Here is a 19500-nt window from a genome sequence, read left to right as displayed (position 1 = left end):
CTTAGTAGGGTGGATAAATCAGCTGCATTACACATGCTAAATTTATTGAAAAGCTAAAAAAGTACAACCACACTGATTTTTTGAGAATGTGGTTGCTCTTTATTCAAATACTACAAATTGTTTTCTGTATAATGTTCCCGAGGTTTATTGTTGGGATTTTCCCAAGCGGATTTTGTTGATTGGGATAAGGGAAGATTGACAACAGTATTTGTAGGAGGAATTGGTTCCATAAACCATTTATTGTAAAGTTTTTCAAGTGAACCATCTTTAATTTGCCGCATAATACTATTGTTGATTTCTTGCTCGAGGTTTTTGTCATTTAATTTAAGCATGCAGGCAATAGGTTCAATTGAAAGCACGGTATCAAGAATTATATAATCGGATGGTTTTTTTGATTTAGAAATATGCCCAGAGAGAATTGAAGCATCCATCACAAATGCGTCAGCACGGCCAGATTCTAACAACAAAAAGCTATCTCCGTGATCCTTACCAGTTACAACCTTGAAGTTAATGTTTTTTGCGCGTTTATTTTTACGGATAAGTTGAACAGATGTTGTACCGGTGGTGGTTGCAACTGTTTTACCATTTAAATCTTCAATAGATTTAATACCAGAACTTTTCTTTACAGCAATTCGAACTTCTTCAATATAAGTGGTATAAGCAAACGCTGCTTCTTTATTGCGAGAAGAATCATTTGTTGTAGAACCACATTCGAAATCATAAGTTCCGTTTTGTAACAGAGGAATCCGATTTTGTGACGTGATAGGAAGATAATGGATTTTAATTGATTGACCAATTTTTTTTGAAATATCATCAATGATATATTCTGCCATTTCTGTATGAAAACCTGTATATTTACCATTACCAATAGCATAAGCTAAACCTATAGATGATTCGCGAACACCTAAAGTAATTTCTCCTGTTGTTTTAATTTTCTCCAGTGTGTCATTTTGAGCTTGCACCATACTTGTTAGCCCAATAACAATCGCTGCACTAAATGCCAACAGTGATTTTTTCATTATTTCCTCCATTTATTTTATTTTTGTTCTTAATTATTATATTTAAAAATCTTTTACACGCAATGTAACATGTTTATTATTCAAAGTGGGTATTTTTTTAATTATCCTCATAACAAGGTTAAATTTTTAAATTAGAGTTGAGCTCAATCCAAACAGGAACATGGTCTGATGGCTTTTCATATCCTCTTACTTCTGTTTGACTGTAAGCGCAAACAAGTTGATCTGCAGCTTCTGGGGATAATAATAAGTGATCAATACGAATGCCATTGTTTTTTCGCCATGCGCCAGCTTGAAAATCCCAAAAACTAAAAGAAGAATCATCTGTAACGTTACGAATAGAGTCATAAAAACCTAAATAAATAATGCGTTGGAACGCTTGTCGTGTTTGTGGAAGAAATAAAGCGTCATTTTTCCATTCGTCAGGTTTTTTTGCATCCAATGGGGTTGGGATGACATTATAATCACCAGCTAGAACAAGAGGATCTTCATATGCAAGTAATGATTTTGCATGTGTATACAATCTCTCCATCCATTTCATTTTATAAAGATATTTTTCGCTATTGATGGGATTACCATTCGGAAGATAAAGGGAAGCAACACGGATAATCCCTTTATTTGTTGAGTAAACGGCTTCAATATAACGTGCTTGCTCGTCATTGTCATCACCTGGCAATCGACGAATGAGTTCATCAGGTCTTTTTTTAGAAAGAAGCGCAACGCCATTGAAACTTTTTTGTCCATGTGTCTCTATATGATATCCTAAAGTTTCAATTTCATCACGTGGAAAATTTGCATCAATACATTTAATTTCTTGTAAGCAAACTATATCAGGCTGATTTTTTTGCAGCCATTTACATAGTGTGTCATGTCGTGCTTTTATTCCAGCAATGTTCCATGTTGCAATTTTCATAATATTAACTTTTAAGCATTATATATACAATTAGCAAGTAATTACAGAATAGTATGTTGAAAACTCTAATATATTGCAGTTATTTTTGTTGGATGGAATTATTACAGCAGCGACTTTCTTTACAATAGTTTCTTTAAAAACCAAATTTGTAAAAGTGCCGTAATGTTACTTTATTTTCATTTTTACAAACTTTCTGCTGTTTAATACTTGACGAATGTATATGTTCTCGTTATTAAAAATCATCATGATCGATGTGAGAGTGATTAATATTTTAGGGTTTTGCCCTGAGATTCATCTTAAACAGAATTTGTTTTTAAAAATTTAAAAACCAATACTAGTGCAAGAGGCTAATGCCTCCTCTGCTTTTAGTCGGGTAAGCTGTCTATTAAGCATGCCCGATTTTATGTGTAAGCTTAAGTCTTTATTCCAATTGTATCGGGATAGGCATTAAGGTAAAAAAGCCCAAGTGGGCAAGATGAACGTAGATTGAAAGAGGAAGGTTGTATGCCTACCGTAAACCAGTTGATTCGCAAACCACGTGTAGCGCCGGTTAAGCGTAATAAGGTTCCTGCCCTTCAGGCAAACCCGCAAAAACGTGGCGTTTGTACTCGTGTCTATACAACAACACCGAAGAAGCCTAATTCTGCTCTTCGTAAAGTTGCCAAGGTTCGTTTAACAAATGGATTTGAGGTTATCGGTTATATTCCTGGTGAGGGACATAATCTTCAAGAACACTCTGTTGTGATGATTCGTGGTGGTCGTGTAAAGGATTTACCTGGAGTTCGTTATCACATTATTCGTGGTTTGCTTGATACACAGGGTGTTAAAAATCGTAAACAGCGCCGTTCAAAATATGGCGCGAAACGTCCGAAATAAATACTGAGAGACAAAGCCGATGTCCCGTCGCCATAGAGCAGAAAAACGTGAAATTAATCCAGATCCTAAGTTTGGTGATTTGGTAATTACAAAGTTTATGAATGCCATTATGTTTGATGGTAAAAAATCTGTTGCTGAGCGCATTGTTTATGGTGCGCTTGATGCGGTTGAGAGTAAAGTAAAAACAGATCCTGTAGCTTTGTTTCATCAGGCATTGGAAAATGTTGCTCCACATATTGAAGTTCGTTCGCGCCGTGTTGGTGGTGCTACTTATCAGGTTCCGATAGATGTTCGTCCTGATCGTCGTCAGGCTCTTGCTATTCGTTGGTTAATTGTGGCGGCGCGTGGGCGTAATGAGACGACAATGATTGATCGTCTTTCTGGAGAGTTGGTGGATGCGGCTAATAATCGTGGTTCTGCAGTGAAAAAGCGTGAGGATGTGCACCGTATGGCTGAGGCTAACCGTGCATTTTCTCATTATCGCTGGTAGGTATATTGTAAATCTAAGGCAAATAGAATGGCTCGCGAATATAAAATCGAAGACTATCGTAATTTTGGTATTATGGCGCATATTGATGCGGGTAAGACCACGATGACTGAGCGTATTTTGTTCTATACCGGTAAAAACCATAAAATTGGTGAAACTCATGATGGCGCTTCTACAATGGATTGGATGGAGCAAGAGCAAGAGCGTGGTATTACAATTACATCTGCTGCGACGACAACTTTTTGGAAAGGGCGTGATGGCCGGAGTAGACGTTTTAATATTATTGATACGCCAGGGCATGTTGATTTTACAATTGAGGTTGAGCGTTCTTTACGTGTTCTTGATGGTGCGATAGCTTTATTAGATGCTAATGCTGGTGTAGAGCCTCAAACGGAAACAGTTTGGCGGCAGGCTGAGAAATATCATGTACCACGCATGGTTTTTGTTAATAAAATGGATAAAATTGGAGCTGACTTTAATCGTAGTGTAGAAATGGTTGGTTCACGATTAGGTGCTAAGGCGCTTGTTATTCAGTTGCCAATTGGTTCTGAGAATGATTTTGAAGGCGTTATTGATCTTGTTGAGATGAAGGCGTTGAAGTGGGATGGTTCTATTGGTGCTTCGGCTACAGTAGGTGAAATTCCAGTCGAGTTAAAAGAAAAAGCAGAAGAATATCGTGAGAAATTAGTTGAAATGGCAGTTGAGGTTGATGAAGCTGCTATGGAGGCTTATTTGGACGGTGTTATGCCAACTGATGAGCAGCTTGTGGCTCTTATTCGTAAGGGAACAATAGAGGTTCAGTTTCATCCGGTTCTTTGTGGTACTGCCTTTAAAAACAAAGGGATTCAGCCGCTATTAGATGCTATTGTTTCTTATCTTCCTTCTCCGGTTGATGTTCCAGCTATTAATGGCATTGATGTTAAAACTGAAACTGAGACAACACGTGAGTCTTCAGATGATGCTCCGCTTTCTATGCTTGCTTTTAAGATTATGAATGATCCATTTGTTGGGTCATTAACTTTCTGTCGTATTTATTCTGGTAAGGTTCAGAGAGGTATTTCTCTTGAGAACACGGTGAAGGGAAAAAGGGAACGTTTAGGGCGTATACTTCAGATGCACTCAAATTCTCGTGAAGATATTGAGGAGGCATTTGCAGGTGATATTGTTGCTCTTGCGGGTCTTAAGGAAACAACGACAGGTGATACTCTTTGTGATCCTTTGAAGCCTGTTATTCTAGAGAGAATGGAATTTCCTGAGCCTGTCATTGAGATTGCGATTGAGCCGAAAACGAAAGCAGATCAAGAAAAAATGGGTATTGCACTTAATCGTTTGGCTGCGGAAGATCCTTCATTTCGTGTTAAATCAGATGAGGAATCTGGTCAAACAATTATAGCTGGAATGGGAGAATTGCATCTTGATATTATTGTTGATCGTATGCGGCGTGAATTTAAGGTTGAAGCTAATGTAGGTCAACCACAGGTTGCTTATCGTGAAACAATTACGAAAGTTGCAGAAATTGACTATACTCATAAAAAACAATCTGGTGGTGCTGGGCAATTTGCTCGTGTGAAGATTATTTTTGAGCCTCATGACGGTGATGATTTTGTATTTGAATCAAAAATTGTTGGTGGTGCTGTTCCTAAGGAATATATTCCAGGTGTTCAGAAGGGTATTGAAAGCGTTATGGGATCAGGGTCTCTCGCAGGTTTTCCCATGCTTGGTGTGAAGGCTACTCTAATTGATGGTGGTTATCATGATGTTGATTCTTCTGTTTTAGCTTTTGAAATTGCTGCGCGTGCAGCTTTTCGAGAGGGGGCACAGAAGGCAGGTGCACAGCTTCTTGAACCAATCATGAAGGTGGAGGTTGTGACTCCAGAGGATTATATGGGAGATGTAATTGGTGATTTAAATTCTCGCCGAGGTCAAATTTCAGGTACTGAGGTGCGTGGTATTGCAACAGTAGTAAATGCAATGGTTCCCTTGGCGAATATGTTTGGTTATGTGAATACGCTTCGTTCAATGAGTCAGGGGCGTGCTCAATATACAATGCAATTTAATCATTATGAGCCTGTTCCTTTAGCTGTGGCGCAGGAAATTCAGAAAAAATACGCGTGATCTTCCGATTACGTATTAACTTTAAACTTAGTCCTTGATCTGGACAGAAAATGGAGAGCTCAAATGGCAAAGAGCAAATTTGAACGTACGAAGCCGCATGTTAATATAGGAACGATAGGTCACGTTGACCATGGGAAGACGTCATTGACAGCAGCGATTACGAAATATTTTGGTGAATTTAAAGCGTATGACCAAATTGATGCGGCGCCTGAGGAGCGTGCCCGTGGAATTACCATTTCAACAGCGCATGTTGAGTATGAAACAGAGCAACGTCACTATGCGCATGTTGATTGTCCGGGCCACGCAGATTATGTGAAGAACATGATCACAGGTGCAGCGCAAATGGACGGTGCGATTTTGGTTGTTTCAGCAGCTGATGGACCGATGCCTCAGACACGTGAGCATATTTTGCTAGCACGTCAGGTTGGTGTTCCTGCGATTGTAGTTTTTTTGAATAAGGTTGATCAGGTTGATGATGCTGAGCTTTTAGAGCTTGTTGAGCTTGAAGTTCGGGAGCTTCTTTCGAAATATGACTTCCCTGGTGATGATATACCGATAGTTAAGGGTTCTGCATTAGCAGCTCTTGAGGATTCAGATAAAAGTATAGGTGAAGAAGCGGTTCGTCGTTTGATGAGTGAGGTTGATAATTATATCCCAACGCCTGAGCGTCCGGTTGATCAGCCATTTTTGATGCCTATAGAGGATGTTTTTTCGATCTCTGGGCGTGGAACGGTTGTAACGGGTCGTGTTGAGCGTGGAATTATTAAAGTTGGTGAAGAAATCGAGATTATAGGTATTCGTCCGACTTCTAAGACGACGGTTACAGGTGTTGAAATGTTCCGTAAGCTTTTAGATCAAGGTCAGGCAGGTGATAATATTGGTGCATTGCTTCGTGGTATTGATCGTGAAGGGATTGAGCGTGGACAAGTTTTGGCAAAGCCTGGTTCTGTTACGCCGCATACCAAGTTTAAAGCAGAGGCTTATATTTTGACGAAAGATGAGGGGGGTCGTCATACCCCGTTTTTCACGAATTATCGTCCACAGTTTTATTTCCGCACCACGGATGTGACAGGAATTGTTACACTTCCAGAAGGTACGGAAATGGTTATGCCGGGTGATAATGTTGCAATGGATGTTTCTTTAATTGTTCCGATTGCAATGGAAGAAAAGCTTCGTTTCGCTATCCGTGAAGGAGGGCGTACTGTCGGAGCTGGTATCGTTTCTAAGATTATTGAATAATATCAATAAATTGTGAGAAGTGTCTTTGGTGTTAGAGTTACTCCGTATGACAGGGAAATAAGAATATGAATGGTCAGAATATCCGCATTCGCTTAAAGGCGTTTGATCACCGGATTCTTGATGCGTCGACGCGTGAAATTGTGTCGACTGCCAAGCGTACTGGCGCCAATGTCCGTGGTCCCATTCCGCTTCCGACGCGGATTGAGAAGTTTACGGTCAATCGTGGGCCGCACATTGATAAGAAAAGTCGTGAGCAATTTGAGATGCGCACACATAAGCGTCTTCTTGATATTGTTGATCCTACACCGCAAACGGTAGATGCTCTTATGAAGCTCGACCTTTCTGCTGGTGTGGATGTAGAAATTAAGCTCTGAGGTTTGAGGACAGAAGGAACAAACCCGATGCGTTCAGGTGTAATAGCACAAAAACTGGGTATGACCCGTATATATAATGAGGCTGGTGAGCATGTGCCAGTGACAGTACTTCGTTTGGAGAATTGTCAGGTTATTGCTCAGCGTACAGTTGAGAAGAACGGTTATACTGCTGTTCAATTAGGTGTGGGGTTTGCGAAAGTTAAAAATGTTTCGCGAGCTCTCCGTGGGCATTTTGCTAAGGCTGTGGTTGAGCCAAAAGCTAAAGTGGCGGAATTTCGTGTTAGTCCCGATAATTTACTTGATGTAGGTACTGAGATTACAGTGGAACATTTTATTCCAGGGCAAAGAGTTGATGTAACGGGTACAAGTATCGGTAAAGGTTTTGCCGGTGTTATGAAGCGGCATAATTTTGGTGGGCATCGTGCTTCACATGGTAATTCAATTACACATCGTGCTCATGGTTCAACGGGGCAATGCCAAGATCCGGGTAAAGTATTTAAAGGCAAAAAAATGGCTGGTCATATGGGGCAGGTACGTGTGACGACGCAAAATATCGAAGTTGTTTCTACTGATATTGATCGTGGCTTGATTTTGGTGCGTGGTGCTGTCTCTGGTTCTAAAGGGGCTTGGATTTTAGTGCGTGATGCTGTAAAGAAGCGTCTTCCTGATAATGCGCCAAAGCCTGCTGGGATTCGTCGCTCTGTGGAGAAAAAGACTGAATCAGCTACAGTGGTAGAGGCCTCTAAAGTTGAGGAGGCATGAATAATGGATCTTGTAATTAAAACTCTTGACGGCAACGAAGCTGGTAAGTTAAAAGTTTCTGAACATATTTTCGGCCTCGCTCCGCGTGAAGATATTCTCCAGCGTGTTGTTCGTTGGCAACTTGCGCGTCGTCAGCAAGGAACGCATCAGTCACAAGGGCGCTCGGATGTGGCTCGGACAGGTGCGAAAATGTTTAAACAAAAAGGAACTGGGCGTGCCCGGCATTCATCTGCTCGCGCACCGCAGTTTCGAGGTGGTGGTAAAGCACATGGTCCAGTGGCTCGTAGTCACGTGCATATTCTTCCTAAAAAGAGTCGTGCGCTTGGGCTATGTCTTGCTTTGTCAGTAAAGCTAAAGACAAATGATTTGATTGTAGTTGATGAACTTAATGTTCAGGATGCTAAAACTAAGGTACTTGCTAAGAGTTTTTCTAAGCTTGGTTTTAATAATGCCCTATTAATTGGTGGAAAAGAAATAAATATGAATTTTTCTCGTGCAGCATCTAATATCCCTAATATTGATGTTTTACCAGTTCAGGGGATTAATGTTTATGATATTTTGCGTCGCAATAAGCTTGTTTTATCGAAGGCAGCTGTTGAGGCTCTTGAGGAGCGTTTCAAATGACGGATCTTCGCCACTATGATGTAATTATTAGTCCGGTTATTACTGAGAAATCGACTATGATTTCTGAATATAATCAAGTTGTTTTTAATGTTGCACCAAAAGCAATGAAACCTGAAATCAAAGCAGCTATTGAGGCGCTTTTTAATGTTAAGGTTAAGGCTGTTAACACAACGATTCGTAAGGGTAAAGTGAAGCGTTTCAAAGGTGTTGTTGGTCGACAGAATGATGTCAAAAAAGCGATTGTGACATTGGCTAAAGGTTACTCAATTGACCTTTCAACAGGTCTTTAATAAAGCTCGGAGATAAGAATAATGGCACTTAAGCACTTTAATCCAACAACACCCGGGCAACGTCAGCTTATTATTGTGGAGCGTTCTGATCTTCATAAGGGTAAATCTGTAAAGACGCTGACGGGAGGGTTGTCGTCAAAGGGTGGGCGTAATAATCATGGTAGAGTTACAGCCCGTTTTCAAGGTGGGGGGCATAAGCGTAGCTATCGGTTTGTTGATTTTAAGCGCCTTAAACGTGATATGTCTGCAAAGGTTGAGCGTTTGGAGTATGATCCAAATCGTACTGCTTTTATCGCATTGATTCGTTATGAAGATGGTCAATTAAGTTATATTCTTGCACCTCAGCGTCTTGGTGTTGGTGATTTGGTTATTACTGGTTCAAATGTTGATATTAAGCCAGGTAATGCAATGCCTCTTTGTAATATGCCAGTGGGTACGATTATCCATAACGTTGAGATGAAACCTGGTAAAGGTGGTCAGATTGCACGTTCGGCGGGGTCTTATGCACAGTTAGTTGGGCGAGATCAGGGAATGGCTATTCTTCGTCTTAATTCTGGGGAGCAGCGTTTGGTTCCTGGTGGTTGTTTTGCAACTGTTGGTGCTGTTTCAAATCCTGATCATGGAAATATTAATGATGGTAAAGCTGGTCGGTCGCGTTGGCGTGGAAAACGTCCTCATGTTCGTGGTGTTGCTATGAATCCAGTAGATCATCCACATGGTGGTGGTGAGGGGCGTACATCGGGTGGTCGTCACCCTGTATCTCCTTGGGGTAAGCCTACGAAAGGTAAGCGTACACGCTCCAATAAAGCTACTAATAAATTTATTATGCGTTCGCGTCATCAACGTAAGAAGTAAGAGAGGTAGTCTAAAGTGGTTCGTTCAGTTTGGAAAGGTCCGTTTGTTGACGGCTATCTTCTTGGAAAAGCAGAGAAGGTACGTGCAAGTGGGCGTAATGAAGTTATTAAAATGTGGAGTCGTCGTTCTACCATTCTGCCGCAATTTGTTGGTTTGACTTTTGGTGTTTACAACGGCAATAAACATATTCCTGTTTCTGTTTCTGAAGAAATGGTTGGACATAAATTTGGCGAGTTCGCTCCTACTCGAACCTATTATGGTCATGGTGCGGATAAGAAAGCAAAAAGGAAATAATAATGGGCAAAGCTAAAGTTCCGCGCCAACTTAAGGACAATGAAGCGAAGGCTGTTGCTCGAACGATTCGTGTTAGTCCACAAAAGCTTAATCTGGTTGCTGCGATGATTCGTGGTAAAAAGGTTAATACGGCGTTGGCTGATTTAACATTTTCACGTAAACGTATCGCTCAGACAGTTAGAAAAACTCTTGAATCAGCGATCGCAAATGCGGAAAATAATCATGATCTTGATATTGATTCGTTGATTGTTTCAGAAGCGCATGTTGGTAAATCTATAGTAATGAAACGGTTTCATGTTCGTGGTCGCGGGCGTTCTAGCCGGATTGAGCGTCCATTTTCGCATCTTACTATTATTGTTCGTGAAGTTACCGAAAAAGAGGAGGCTGCGTAATGGGGCAGAAAATCAATCCAATAGGGCTTCGTCTTGGAGTTAATCGGACTTGGGATTCACGTTGGTATGCTGATAGTGGTGAATATGGACGTCTTCTTCATGAAGATTTAAAAATTCGTTTATATGTGATTGAAGAGCTGAAGCAAGCGGCTATTTCTAAGGTTGTTATTGAACGTCCTCATAAAAAGTGTCGTATTATAATTCACTCAGCACGTCCTGGTCTTATTATTGGTAAAAAGGGTGCTGATATTGAAAAGCTTCGTTGTAAACTTTCAGAAATGACGAATGCTGAGACTTCACTAAATATTGTTGAGATTCGTAAGCCGGAAATTGATGCGACAATCATTGCTCAATCAATTGCTCAGCAGCTTGAGCGTCGTGTTGCTTTTCGGCGTGCAATGAAACGTGCTGTTCAATCCGCTATGCGTCTTGGGGCGGAAGGTATTCGTATTAATTGTTCTGGTCGTCTTGGTGGTGCTGAAATTGCTCGTATGGAATGGTATCGTGAAGGTCGTGTTCCACTTCATACTTTGCGTGCCGATGTGGATTATGGTACAGCAGAGGCTAAAACGGCGTATGGTATTTGTGGTGTTAAAGTTTGGGTTTTTAAAGGTGAGATCCTTGAACATAATCCAATGGCTTCGGAAAGTCGTGCTATGGAAAGTGATCATTCAGGAGTTTCATCGAATCGCCGCCGTGAAAATACTTGATTTATGGTTAAATTGAGATTTGGAGTGAAAAGTAATGTTGCAGCCAAAGCGCACAAAATTTCGTAAGCAATTCAAAGGCCGTATTCACGGTGTTGCGAAAGGTGGTACGGATTTGAATTTCGGTGCTTACGGTCTGAAGGCTATTGAGCCAGAGCGTATTACTGCGCGCCAAATTGAAGCGGCGCGTCGTGCAATTACACGTTACATGAAGCGTTCTGGTCGTGTATGGATTCGGATTTTTCCAGATCTTCCGGTTACATCTAAGCCGACTGAAGTTCGTATGGGTAAGGGTAAGGGAAGTGTTGACTATTGGGCAGCGCGTGTTTCTCCTGGGCGTGTTATGTTTGAGCTTGACGGGATTCCTGAGGATGTAGCACGTGAAGCTCTTAGATTGGGTGCTGCGAAGTTGCCTGTTAAGACTCGTTTTGTTCAACGAATTGCTGAATAAAGAGGTTAAGCGATGAAAGCCGAAGAATTACGGGCGCAAACGCTCGACCAAATGAAAGATGAATTGGCTAAGTTAAAGAAAGAGCAGTTTAATCTGCGTTTTCAGAAAGCGACAGGTCAATTAGAAAAAACAGCACGTGTTAAGCAAGTTCGTCGTAACATTGCGCGTATTAAAACTTTTCTTCGTCAGAAGATGGATGGAAACAAGGTTTAAGGAAATAAGAGATGCCTAAACGCATTTTGCAAGGCGTTGTCGTTAGCGACAAGAATGATAAAACTGTAGTTGTCAAAGTGGAGCGTCGTTATTCTCATCCGCTTCTCCAAAAGACGGTTCGACAGTCTAAAAAATACAAGGCGCATGACGAGAACAATCAATTCAAAATCGGAGATCAGATTTCTATTCAAGAATCTAAACCGATTTCGAAAGATAAACGTTGGATTGTTGTTGTAGACAGTGTAACGTAATTAACCAGGCTAATTGTTTTAAAATTTAACATTGGTTTTTTCCATTGGGTAAATTTTGATAACCATAGCTTCATTGTTGTTTGACAGGCAAGTCCGGATGTGCCAAAGGCATAGTCGGATTTAAACATTAAGAAAAGGTGGTGGCCAGTCATGATTCAGATGCAAACAAACCTCGACGTTGCTGATAATTCTGGTGCTCGTCGTGTCATGTGCATCAAGGTGCTGGGCGGTTCAAAGCGGAAATATGCTTCGGTCGGTGACATTGTTGTTGTTTCGGTTAAGGATGTTATTCCCCGTGGCCGTGTTAAAAAAGGTGATGTGATGAAAGCTGTGGTAGTCCGTACTGCCAAGGATATTCGTCGTGCGGATGGTAGTGTAATTCGTTTTGATAGAAATGCTGCTGTTTTGGTGGATAATAAAAAAGAGCCTATTGGTACACGTATTTTTGGGCCTGTTCCTCGTGAACTTCGTGGTAAAAACCACATGAAGATCATTTCACTCGCTCCTGAAGTGTTGTAAGGAGTAAATATCGTGCAAAAGATTCGAAAAGGTGATAAAGTTATCGTTTTATCTGGGAAAGATAAAGGTCGTAGCGGTGAAGTTATTAAGGTGAATCCCAAAAATAGCAGCGCTCTTGTTCTTGGAATTAATGTAGTTAAACGCCATCAGCGTCAAACTCAAACACAAGAAGCTGGAATTATTTCTAAGGAAGCGCCTATTCATTTGTCTAATTTGGCGGTTATTGATCCTAAAGATGGTAAACCTACACGTGTAGGTTTTCGTGTAAATGCGGATGGTAATAAAGTTCGTGTTGCCAAACGGTCGGGAGAACTGATTAATGGCTAAAGAAAAACAGAAACCGCGTATGAAGACGCATTATCTTGAAGTTGTTCGTAAAATGCTTCAAGAGAAGTTTAACTATAAAAACGAAATGCAAATTCCACGTGTTGATAAAATTGTGATTAATATGGGGATTGGTGAAGCAACTGCTGATTCCAAAAAACCATCTATTGCAGCTGAAGATCTGACATTGATAACAGGTCAGAGAGCTGTGGTTACCTATGCGCGTAATTCTATTGCGAGTTTTAAGGTTCGTGAAAAAATGCCGCTTGGGGCTAAGGTTACATTACGTAAAGATCGTATGTTTGAGTTTTTGGATCGTCTTATTACGATTGCTCTTCCACGGGTTCGTGATTTTCGTGGTTTGAATCCAAAAAGCTTTGATGGTCATGGCAATTTTGCTATGGGTATTAAAGAGCACATTGTGTTTCCAGAGATCAATTATGATAAAGTTGATCAGATTTGGGGCATGGATATTATCGTTTGTACGACAGCAAAAACGGATGATGAAGCACGTGAATTATTGCGTGCTTTTAATTTTCCATTTCGCTTGTAACGGCAGACGTAGTGAGGTGAGATTATGGCCAAAGTAAGTGCCGTTGAAAAAAATAAGCATCGTGTTGTGATGACAAAACGTTATGCTGCGCGTCGTGCGCGTTTGAAAGCAATTGTGATGGATCAGAAGGTTTCGCTTGAAGAGCGTTTTAAAGCTTCTATTCGGTTGGCGGAACTGCCACGTAATTCTGCAAAGGTTCGTATTCGTAATCGTTGTGAAGTTTCGGGGCGTCCAAGAGCTTATTATCGTAAATTAAAAATGTCGCGGATTGCGCTACGTGAATTTGGTTCTCTAGGCCATATTCCTGGTATTGTTAAATCTAGTTGGTAAGAGGAGATAACAAGATGTCTATGTCAGATCCTCTTGGTGATATGTTAACACGTATTCGTAATGCGCTTAGTCGTAAAAAAGATAAAGTGGTTACGCCTGCTTCTAAGCTTCGTAGGCGGGTGCTTGATGTTTTGCAGTCTGAAGGTTATATTCGTGGGTACAATCAGGTTGATTTTGGTAAAGGGAAATCCGAAATCGAGATTGAATTGAAGTATTTTGAAGGTTCAGCTGTTATTCGTGAGATTTCACGTGTTTCAAAACCTGGTCGTCGTGTGTATGTTTCTGCTAAGTCTATTCCTCAGGTAGCAAATGGTCTTGGTATTTCAATTTTGTCGACTCCTAAAGGGGTAATGGCAGATCATGAAGCGCGTGAACAAAATGTCGGTGGAGAAATTCTCTGTCGTGTTTTCTGATTGGTTGTAAGCAAACGAAAGTAAAACAGGTTAAAACAATGTCTCGTATTGGAAAAAGACCTATTCCGGTTCCTCTTGGAGTTACGGCCACTGTTGAAGGTCAGTTGATTAAGGCGAAGGGTCCAAAAGGTGAACTGAGCTACGTCGTTAATGATGAAGTTTTGGTCAAGCTTGAGGAAAATGTTGTGTCGGTTTTACCGCGTGATCAATCAAAGGATGCACGCTCTAAATGGGGTATGTCACGTTCAATGATTGAGAATATTTTTTGCGGTGTGAAAGATGGTTTTGAGAAGAAACTTGAGATCAACGGCGTTGGTTATCGTGCTGCTTTACAGGGTAAAGATATTCAATTATCATTGGGTTTTTCCCATGATGTTATTTATAAAGTGCCGTCTGGTGTTACTGTAACAGTCCCTAAGCCAACAGAAATTGTTGTTTCTGGAATTGATAAACAACAAGTTGGGCAAGTTGCAGCAGAAATTCGTGAATATCGTGGACCCGAGCCTTATAAAGGTAAAGGTATTAAATATGTAGATGAACGTATCGTTCGTAAAGAAGGTAAAAAGAAGTAAGGGTTTTGCGTTATGGTTTCATCTAAAAAGGTTATTCAGCGCCGTGCGCAGCGTGTTCGTCGTCAAATTAAAACTGTTGCTAATGGTCGTCCGAGACTTAGTGTTTACCGCTCAAATCAGAATATTTATGCACAAATTATTGATGATTTATGTGGGTGTACACTTGCTTCTGCATGTACTCTTGAAGGAGAATTGAGAAAATCTTTAAAAAGCGGTTCTGATAAAGCGGCCGCTTTTGCTGTTGGTAAATTAATTGCTGAACGTGCAAAAAAAGCTGGTGTTAATGAAGTTGTTTTTGATCGTGGAGCATATGTTTATCATGGTCGAGTGAAAGTTTTAGCTGAAGCTGCTCGTGAGGGCGGTTTGATTTTTTAAAATATCTTGTTTGGCAATTCTGCTAAGAAGATATTTTTAATGTTTCATATGAGTTCCTTAATTTAATGTTGAGGATTAGTTAAAGTGCTTCCGGAAAAGAAAAAGGAATGAGGAATGGCACAAAAAGAACGTAATGATCGCGATGAGCGTCGAAATGAAAATAGTAGTGAATTTGTTGATAAACTTGTGCACATTAATCGTGTTGCTAAAGTTGTAAAAGGTGGACGACGTTTTGGATTTGCTGCTCTTGTTGTTGTTGGAGATCAAAAAGGACGTGTTGGTTTTGGTCATGGTAAGGCGCGTGAGGTGCCTGAAGCAATTCGTAAAGCTACAGAATCTGCAAGGCGTGAAATGATTTATGTTCCGCTTCGATCTGGGCGCACATTACATCATGATGTTGAAGGTTGTCATGGAGCTGGTCGCGTGTTATTGCGCTCAGCTTCTGCTGGTACTGGTATTATTGCTGGTGGGCCAATGCGTGCTATTTTTGAAACTCTTGGTGTGCAAGATGTCGTTGCTAAATCATTGGGTTCATCAAATCCTTATAATATGGTTCGTGCGACTTTTGATGCTTTAAAGCGTCAGGTTCATCCTAAAGATATTGCGGCGCAGCGTGGTATTAAATATTCAACTTTACAGTCGCGTCGCCAACATTTGATTGGTTCAGAGGAATAATTTCTGAGGTTTGTCAGAAAAGGAATTGAAAATGGTTCAAAAAAAATCTCAGATTGGTAAGATTGTAACGGTGGAACAAATTGGAAGTCCGATTCGAAGGCCACAAACTCAACGTGCAACGTTAAAGGGGCTTGGATTAAATAAGATGCGTCGTCGTCGCACTTTAGAGGATACGCTTTGTGTGCGAGGTATGATTGCTAAGGTTTCCCACCTTGTTCGGATTGTAGATGAAAGTTAGAATAGAAGGTCGCAGGAGTATAGAATATGAAACTCAACGAACTGCGTGATCGCGAAGGCGCAACAAAGAATCGTAAGCGTATTGGACGCGGTATTGGTTCGGGTAGTGGTAAAACTGGTGGTCGCGGTGTTAAAGGGCAAAAATCGCGTTCTGGTGTATCACTTAATGGTTTTGAGGGTGGGCAGATGCCTATCTATCGTCGTTTACCAAAGCGCGGATTTAGAAATTTCTCTGCTAAGATTTATAATGAAGTTTCATTAGGTCGAATTCAGCAAGCGATTGATACAGGAAAGTTAAATATTGAAAAACCGGTTGATGTATTTGTACTAAAAGAAGCTGGTGTTGTTCGTCGTGTAAAAGATGGTGTTCGTCTTCTTTCTGATGGTGAGTTAAAAGCTAAAGTTGTGTTTAATGTTTCTGGTGCTTCTAAAATTGCTTGTGTAAAGATTGAAAAAGTTGGTGGTCAGATTAATTTTCTTGAATCTGTCCAGTAAGTTCATTTTGACAAATAGTAGCTGGCCTGGAAAGGGGTGTCTGTAACTCGTTCTAGGCCATTATTTATGAGAGACCATTTAAGTTTTGCGTTTATTCTTATATAGCATATGAATGTTAGGGTTATTGTTGTGTAAGCAACGAGTTGGAGTATAAACTGGAGAGATTTTATGGCATCAGCTGCAGAACAACTTGCTTCCAATATAAATTTTGGTACTTTTTCACGTGCGACTGAATTAAAAAAGCGTATTTGGTTTACTCTAGCTGCACTTCTTGTGTATCGTTTTGGTACTTATATTTCTTTACCTGGCATTAATATTGATGCTTTACGGCAAACGTTTGAACAGCACGCGTCTGGTGTGTTGGGGTTGGTGAATATGTTTGCTGGGGGTGCTGTTGGGCGGATGGCGATTTTTGCACTAGGAATTATGCCTTATATATCAGCATCAATTATTGTACAGTTGCTAACTTCAATTATTCCTTCATTGGAATCTCTTAAAAAAGAGGGTGAATTAGGCCGTAAAATTATCAATCAATATACTCGTTACGTAACGGTAGTATTAGCTATTCTGCAAGCTTTTGGTGTTGCGGTTGCGCTTGAAACCGGTATAGGAACAGGACTTCAAATTGTTTTGGAGCCAGGTGTAATGTTTCGTATTTCTGCTGTCATTACGTTGGTTGGTGGGACGATGTTTTTAATGTGGCTTGGCGAGCAGATTACATCACGTGGTGTTGGTAATGGGGTTTCTCTCATTATTTTTACAGGTATTGTGGCTAATTTTCCTTCCACTTTTGCTCAACTTTTGACTGCACATAGTCATGCTGATTTATCAACTTTTTTATTAATAGGAATTGTTCTTATTATTGTTGTTGTTGTTGGATTCATTGTTTTTATAGAACGTGCACAGCGACGAATTCTTATTCAATATCCGAAACGTCAAGTTGGTAATCAGATGTTTCAGAGTGATATGTCGCACCTTCCTTTAAAATTGAATACTGCTGGAATTATTCCTCCAATTTTTGCTTCATCTTTGTTATTGTTGCCTGCAACTATTAATAATTTTTCTGATAAAATGCCGCAGTGGATTCAGACTATTTCTTTTTCTCTTGGTCATGGACAGCCACTTTATATGATAATTTATGCGGCTTTGATGGCATTTTTTTGTTTTTTTTATACAGCTATTGTATTTAATCCTAGTGATACAGCAGATCAATTAAAAAAACATTCAGGTTTTATTCCTGGAATTCGCCCTGGTGAACGTACAGCTGAATATATTGATTATGTTTTGACACGTATCACTGTTGTCGGTGCGATTTATATTATTCTAGTTTGTTTACTGCCGGAGTTTATGATATCAGCACTGCATGTTCCTTTTTATCTTGGGGGTACATCCTTGCTCATTGTTGTTACTGTTACACTTGATACAGTTGCTCAAATTCAGGGACATCTTGTTGCGCATCAATATGAAGGGTTGATTAAAAAATCAAAACTCCGTGGAGGTAAAAGGAATCGATGAGAGTTATTTTTTTAGGACCTCCTGGGGCTGGTAAGGGTACTCAAGCTAAAATATTAGGTGAGCATTATAACATTCCTCAATTATCAACGGGTGATATGCTGCGTGAAGCCGTTATGGCAGAGAAAGAGATTGGTAAAAAAGCTAAAGCCATTATAGAAAGTGGTGCTTTGGTGTCTGATGATATTGTTAATCAAATTGTATCAGATCGTATTGGTGAGAATGATTGTGTAAACGGTTTTATATTGGATGGATATCCGCGCACTGTAGGACAAGCAGAGGCATTACAAGAAATTTTGCAATCAAAAAACGTGCAGCTTAATGCCGTTATTGAATTTATTGTTGATGAAAAGGCTTTGATTGAGCGCATGAAGAAACGTGTTGAGGAAACGATTGCTGTTGGTGGACAGGTTCGTTCAGATGATAACTCTGATTCTTTTGCAAAACGATTAGTTGAATATCGTGAAAAAACAGCTCCTTTATCAGAATTTTACTTAAACACAGGTTTGTTAAAAAAGGTTGATGGAATGGCTGGTGTTACTGATGTATCACGTACAATTAGAGAGTTCCTTAAATAAGAAAATTTTTAAAAATAAATGAAAAGAGTTGACTTTTATAGTAAAATCTATCAAAAGCTGCTTTATTTATTTCAGTAAAAATGGGATTTGGGGTATGTGGGAGCCGAGATCATTTCTTTGTTTCTATAAAGTGCTTCAAGTATTTTATGGTTCATTGTTAACATAATCAAGGAGAATAAGTGTGGCTCGTATTGCTGGCGTCAATATCCCAACAAATAAGCGTGTAGTTATTGCGCTTCAGTATATCCACGGGATTGGACGGAAATTTGCTCAAGAAATTGTCGAGAAAGTTGGCATTCCTCCGGAACGTCGTGTACATGAACTTTTAGATGCGGAAGTGTTGCAAATTCGTGAAACGATAGATCAAGGTTATCAAGTTGAAGGAGATCTTCGTCGTGAAGTTGCGATGAATGTTAAACGTTTAATGGATCTTGGTTGTTATAGGGGGTTGCGCCATCGTCGTTCTTTACCCGTTCGTGGGCAGCGTACACATACTAATGCGCGTACGCGTAAAGGTCCAGCTAAAGCAATTGCTGGTAAGAAGAAATAATAGTGATCTTTTATTTTTAATATTCTTCTTTTTGTGGGAAGTTTTGAATAAAGGTAAATAAGGTGGAGCTGCTGGTGTTACGGCAGTGGAGAGATCGTTGAAAGGAAAGTTATGGCCAAGGAAGCCACACGTGTTCGCCGTCGCGAGCGTAAAAATATTTCATCAGGTGTTGTGCATATCAATTCAACATTTAATAATACGATGATTACTATTACTGATGCTCAAGGGAATGTGATTGCATGGTCATCTGCTGGTGCTCAGGGGTTTAAGGGTTCTCGTAAATCTACACCTTTTGCTGCACAGGTTGCAGCAGAGGATTGCGCTAAAAAGGCGCAAGAACATGGTATGCGCTCATTGGAAGTTGAAGTTTGTGGTCCTGGGTCAGGTCGTGAATCTGCTTTGCGTGCGTTGCAATCTGTTGGTTTTGTAATTACTTCCATTCGAGATGTAACGCCAATTCCTCATAATGGATGTCGTCCCCGAAAAAGACGGCGTGTTTGATTAGGTA

Annotated in this window: 31 protein-coding genes; 29 read left to right on the top strand and 2 right to left on the bottom strand. The window is 40.3% G+C overall.

Features of this window, described 5'->3' with window-relative positions; translation table 11 throughout:
- Positions 1 to 110: 110 nt before the first annotated feature.
- Together BWD121_RS03970 and xth are read right to left on the bottom strand one after the other, a co-directional pair.
- Positions 111 to 1019: a transporter substrate-binding domain-containing protein gene (locus BWD121_RS03970; protein WP_078663471.1), complete on the bottom strand. Its 909-nt coding sequence runs from the start codon at positions 1017 to 1019 to the stop codon at positions 111 to 113.
- A gap of 118 nt (positions 1020 to 1137) precedes the next feature.
- The gene (gene xth / locus BWD121_RS03965; protein ID WP_078663470.1) at positions 1138 to 1929 is read right to left on the bottom strand and encodes an exodeoxyribonuclease III; all 792 of its coding nucleotides are present in this window, start codon (positions 1927 to 1929) and stop codon (positions 1138 to 1140) included.
- Between the two features lie 504 nt (positions 1930 to 2433).
- Between xth and rpsL the strand changes: the two genes are divergently transcribed.
- The 29 genes from rpsL to rpsK all read left to right on the top strand — a co-directional run bounded on the left by rpsL (position 2434) and on the right by rpsK (position 19493).
- Positions 2434 to 2805 (top strand): 30S ribosomal protein S12, encoded by a 372-nt coding sequence (gene rpsL / locus BWD121_RS03960; protein ID WP_007477052.1) that lies wholly within the window; start codon positions 2434 to 2436, stop codon positions 2803 to 2805.
- Positions 2806 to 2824: 19 nt separating this feature from the next.
- Entirely contained in the window at positions 2825 to 3295 is a 471-nt protein-coding gene (rpsG, locus tag BWD121_RS03955) for a 30S ribosomal protein S7 (RefSeq protein WP_007477054.1), read from the top strand.
- A 27-nt stretch (positions 3296 to 3322) separates the two neighbouring features.
- Positions 3323 to 5407 (top strand): elongation factor G, encoded by a 2085-nt coding sequence (gene fusA, locus BWD121_RS03950; RefSeq protein WP_078663469.1) that lies wholly within the window; start codon positions 3323 to 3325, stop codon positions 5405 to 5407.
- 63 nt (positions 5408 to 5470) lie between these two features.
- Positions 5471 to 6646 carry an elongation factor Tu gene (tuf, locus tag BWD121_RS03945; protein ID WP_078663139.1) on the top strand — a complete coding sequence of 392 codons (1176 nt, stop codon included), beginning with the start codon at positions 5471 to 5473 and terminating at the stop codon, positions 6644 to 6646.
- Between the two features lie 65 nt (positions 6647 to 6711).
- Positions 6712 to 7020, top strand: coding sequence for a 30S ribosomal protein S10 (gene rpsJ / locus BWD121_RS03940; protein WP_007477064.1), 309 nt, complete (start codon positions 6712 to 6714; stop codon positions 7018 to 7020).
- A gap of 27 nt (positions 7021 to 7047) precedes the next feature.
- Positions 7048 to 7782: a 50S ribosomal protein L3 gene (rplC, locus tag BWD121_RS03935; RefSeq protein ID WP_078663468.1), complete on the top strand. Its 735-nt coding sequence runs from the start codon at positions 7048 to 7050 to the stop codon at positions 7780 to 7782.
- Between the two features lie 3 nt (positions 7783 to 7785).
- Positions 7786 to 8406, top strand: a complete 621-nt coding sequence (gene rplD / locus BWD121_RS03930; RefSeq protein ID WP_010703883.1) for a 50S ribosomal protein L4 — start codon at positions 7786 to 7788, stop codon at positions 8404 to 8406.
- Positions 8403 to 8696 (top strand): 50S ribosomal protein L23, encoded by a 294-nt coding sequence (locus BWD121_RS03925; protein ID WP_007477067.1) that lies wholly within the window; start codon positions 8403 to 8405, stop codon positions 8694 to 8696. The genes rplD and BWD121_RS03925 overlap by 4 nt, the downstream gene beginning before the upstream one ends.
- 21 nt (positions 8697 to 8717) lie before the next feature.
- Positions 8718 to 9551 carry a 50S ribosomal protein L2 gene (gene rplB, locus BWD121_RS03920; protein WP_078663467.1) on the top strand — a complete coding sequence of 278 codons (834 nt, stop codon included), beginning with the start codon at positions 8718 to 8720 and terminating at the stop codon, positions 9549 to 9551.
- 15 nt (positions 9552 to 9566) lie between these two features.
- Positions 9567 to 9845, top strand: a complete 279-nt coding sequence (rpsS, locus tag BWD121_RS03915) for a 30S ribosomal protein S19 (protein WP_007477069.1) — start codon at positions 9567 to 9569, stop codon at positions 9843 to 9845.
- A 2-nt stretch (positions 9846 to 9847) separates the two neighbouring features.
- Entirely contained in the window at positions 9848 to 10237 is a 390-nt protein-coding gene (rplV, locus tag BWD121_RS03910) for a 50S ribosomal protein L22 (RefSeq protein WP_010703880.1), read from the top strand.
- Complete coding sequence (gene rpsC / locus BWD121_RS03905; RefSeq protein ID WP_078663466.1) at positions 10237 to 10947, top strand: 30S ribosomal protein S3; 711 nt, start codon at positions 10237 to 10239, stop codon at positions 10945 to 10947. The genes rplV and rpsC overlap by 1 nt, the downstream gene beginning before the upstream one ends.
- A gap of 34 nt (positions 10948 to 10981) precedes the next feature.
- Positions 10982 to 11395, top strand: a complete 414-nt coding sequence (rplP, locus tag BWD121_RS03900; RefSeq protein WP_007477072.1) for a 50S ribosomal protein L16 — start codon at positions 10982 to 10984, stop codon at positions 11393 to 11395.
- A gap of 12 nt (positions 11396 to 11407) precedes the next feature.
- Positions 11408 to 11608 (top strand): 50S ribosomal protein L29, encoded by a 201-nt coding sequence (gene rpmC, locus BWD121_RS03895; protein WP_007477073.1) that lies wholly within the window; start codon positions 11408 to 11410, stop codon positions 11606 to 11608.
- A gap of 11 nt (positions 11609 to 11619) precedes the next feature.
- Positions 11620 to 11859, top strand: coding sequence for a 30S ribosomal protein S17 (gene rpsQ / locus BWD121_RS03890; RefSeq protein ID WP_010703878.1), 240 nt, complete (start codon positions 11620 to 11622; stop codon positions 11857 to 11859).
- 150 nt (positions 11860 to 12009) lie between these two features.
- Positions 12010 to 12378, top strand: a complete 369-nt coding sequence (gene rplN / locus BWD121_RS03885) for a 50S ribosomal protein L14 (RefSeq protein WP_010701323.1) — start codon at positions 12010 to 12012, stop codon at positions 12376 to 12378.
- 12 nt (positions 12379 to 12390) lie between these two features.
- Positions 12391 to 12705: a 50S ribosomal protein L24 gene (gene rplX, locus BWD121_RS03880; RefSeq protein WP_078663465.1), complete on the top strand. Its 315-nt coding sequence runs from the start codon at positions 12391 to 12393 to the stop codon at positions 12703 to 12705.
- A complete protein-coding gene (gene rplE / locus BWD121_RS03875; RefSeq protein ID WP_007477077.1) occupies positions 12698 to 13255 on the top strand; it encodes a 50S ribosomal protein L5 in 558 nt (185 codons plus the stop codon). Before rplX ends, rplE begins: the two co-directional genes overlap by 8 nt.
- Before the next feature lie 24 nt (positions 13256 to 13279).
- Positions 13280 to 13585 carry a 30S ribosomal protein S14 gene (gene rpsN / locus BWD121_RS03870; protein WP_078663464.1) on the top strand — a complete coding sequence of 102 codons (306 nt, stop codon included), beginning with the start codon at positions 13280 to 13282 and terminating at the stop codon, positions 13583 to 13585.
- A gap of 14 nt (positions 13586 to 13599) precedes the next feature.
- Positions 13600 to 13998 carry a 30S ribosomal protein S8 gene (rpsH, locus tag BWD121_RS03865; protein ID WP_078663463.1) on the top strand — a complete coding sequence of 133 codons (399 nt, stop codon included), beginning with the start codon at positions 13600 to 13602 and terminating at the stop codon, positions 13996 to 13998.
- 38 nt (positions 13999 to 14036) lie between these two features.
- Positions 14037 to 14570, top strand: coding sequence for a 50S ribosomal protein L6 (gene rplF, locus BWD121_RS03860; protein WP_010703875.1), 534 nt, complete (start codon positions 14037 to 14039; stop codon positions 14568 to 14570).
- A 12-nt stretch (positions 14571 to 14582) separates the two neighbouring features.
- A complete protein-coding gene (rplR, locus tag BWD121_RS03855; RefSeq protein ID WP_078663462.1) occupies positions 14583 to 14945 on the top strand; it encodes a 50S ribosomal protein L18 in 363 nt (120 codons plus the stop codon).
- A gap of 114 nt (positions 14946 to 15059) precedes the next feature.
- On the top strand, positions 15060 to 15620 hold the full coding sequence (gene rpsE, locus BWD121_RS03850) for a 30S ribosomal protein S5 (protein ID WP_078663461.1): 561 nt from the start codon (positions 15060 to 15062) through the stop codon (positions 15618 to 15620).
- A 31-nt stretch (positions 15621 to 15651) separates the two neighbouring features.
- A complete protein-coding gene (gene rpmD / locus BWD121_RS03845; RefSeq protein WP_078663460.1) occupies positions 15652 to 15858 on the top strand; it encodes a 50S ribosomal protein L30 in 207 nt (68 codons plus the stop codon).
- 26 nt (positions 15859 to 15884) lie between these two features.
- Positions 15885 to 16352 carry a 50S ribosomal protein L15 gene (gene rplO, locus BWD121_RS03840; RefSeq protein WP_078663459.1) on the top strand — a complete coding sequence of 156 codons (468 nt, stop codon included), beginning with the start codon at positions 15885 to 15887 and terminating at the stop codon, positions 16350 to 16352.
- Between the two features lie 168 nt (positions 16353 to 16520).
- Positions 16521 to 17867 (top strand): preprotein translocase subunit SecY, encoded by a 1347-nt coding sequence (secY, locus tag BWD121_RS03835; protein ID WP_078663458.1) that lies wholly within the window; start codon positions 16521 to 16523, stop codon positions 17865 to 17867.
- Positions 17864 to 18442: an adenylate kinase gene (locus tag BWD121_RS03830; protein WP_078663457.1), complete on the top strand. Its 579-nt coding sequence runs from the start codon at positions 17864 to 17866 to the stop codon at positions 18440 to 18442. Before secY ends, BWD121_RS03830 begins: the two co-directional genes overlap by 4 nt.
- A 181-nt stretch (positions 18443 to 18623) precedes the next feature.
- Positions 18624 to 18992, top strand: coding sequence for a 30S ribosomal protein S13 (rpsM, locus tag BWD121_RS03825; RefSeq protein WP_078663456.1), 369 nt, complete (start codon positions 18624 to 18626; stop codon positions 18990 to 18992).
- Positions 18993 to 19103: 111 nt separating this feature from the next.
- Positions 19104 to 19493 (top strand): 30S ribosomal protein S11, encoded by a 390-nt coding sequence (gene rpsK / locus BWD121_RS03820; RefSeq protein ID WP_010703867.1) that lies wholly within the window; start codon positions 19104 to 19106, stop codon positions 19491 to 19493.
- The last annotated feature ends 7 nt before the right edge of the window (positions 19494 to 19500 follow it).

Origin of the sequence: Bartonella sp. WD12.1 (assembly GCF_002022415.1) — a bacterium.
In the GTDB taxonomy this organism is placed as follows: Bacteria; Pseudomonadota; Alphaproteobacteria; order Rhizobiales; family Rhizobiaceae; genus Bartonella.
This window is presented reverse-complemented; position numbering and strand designations above follow the sequence as displayed.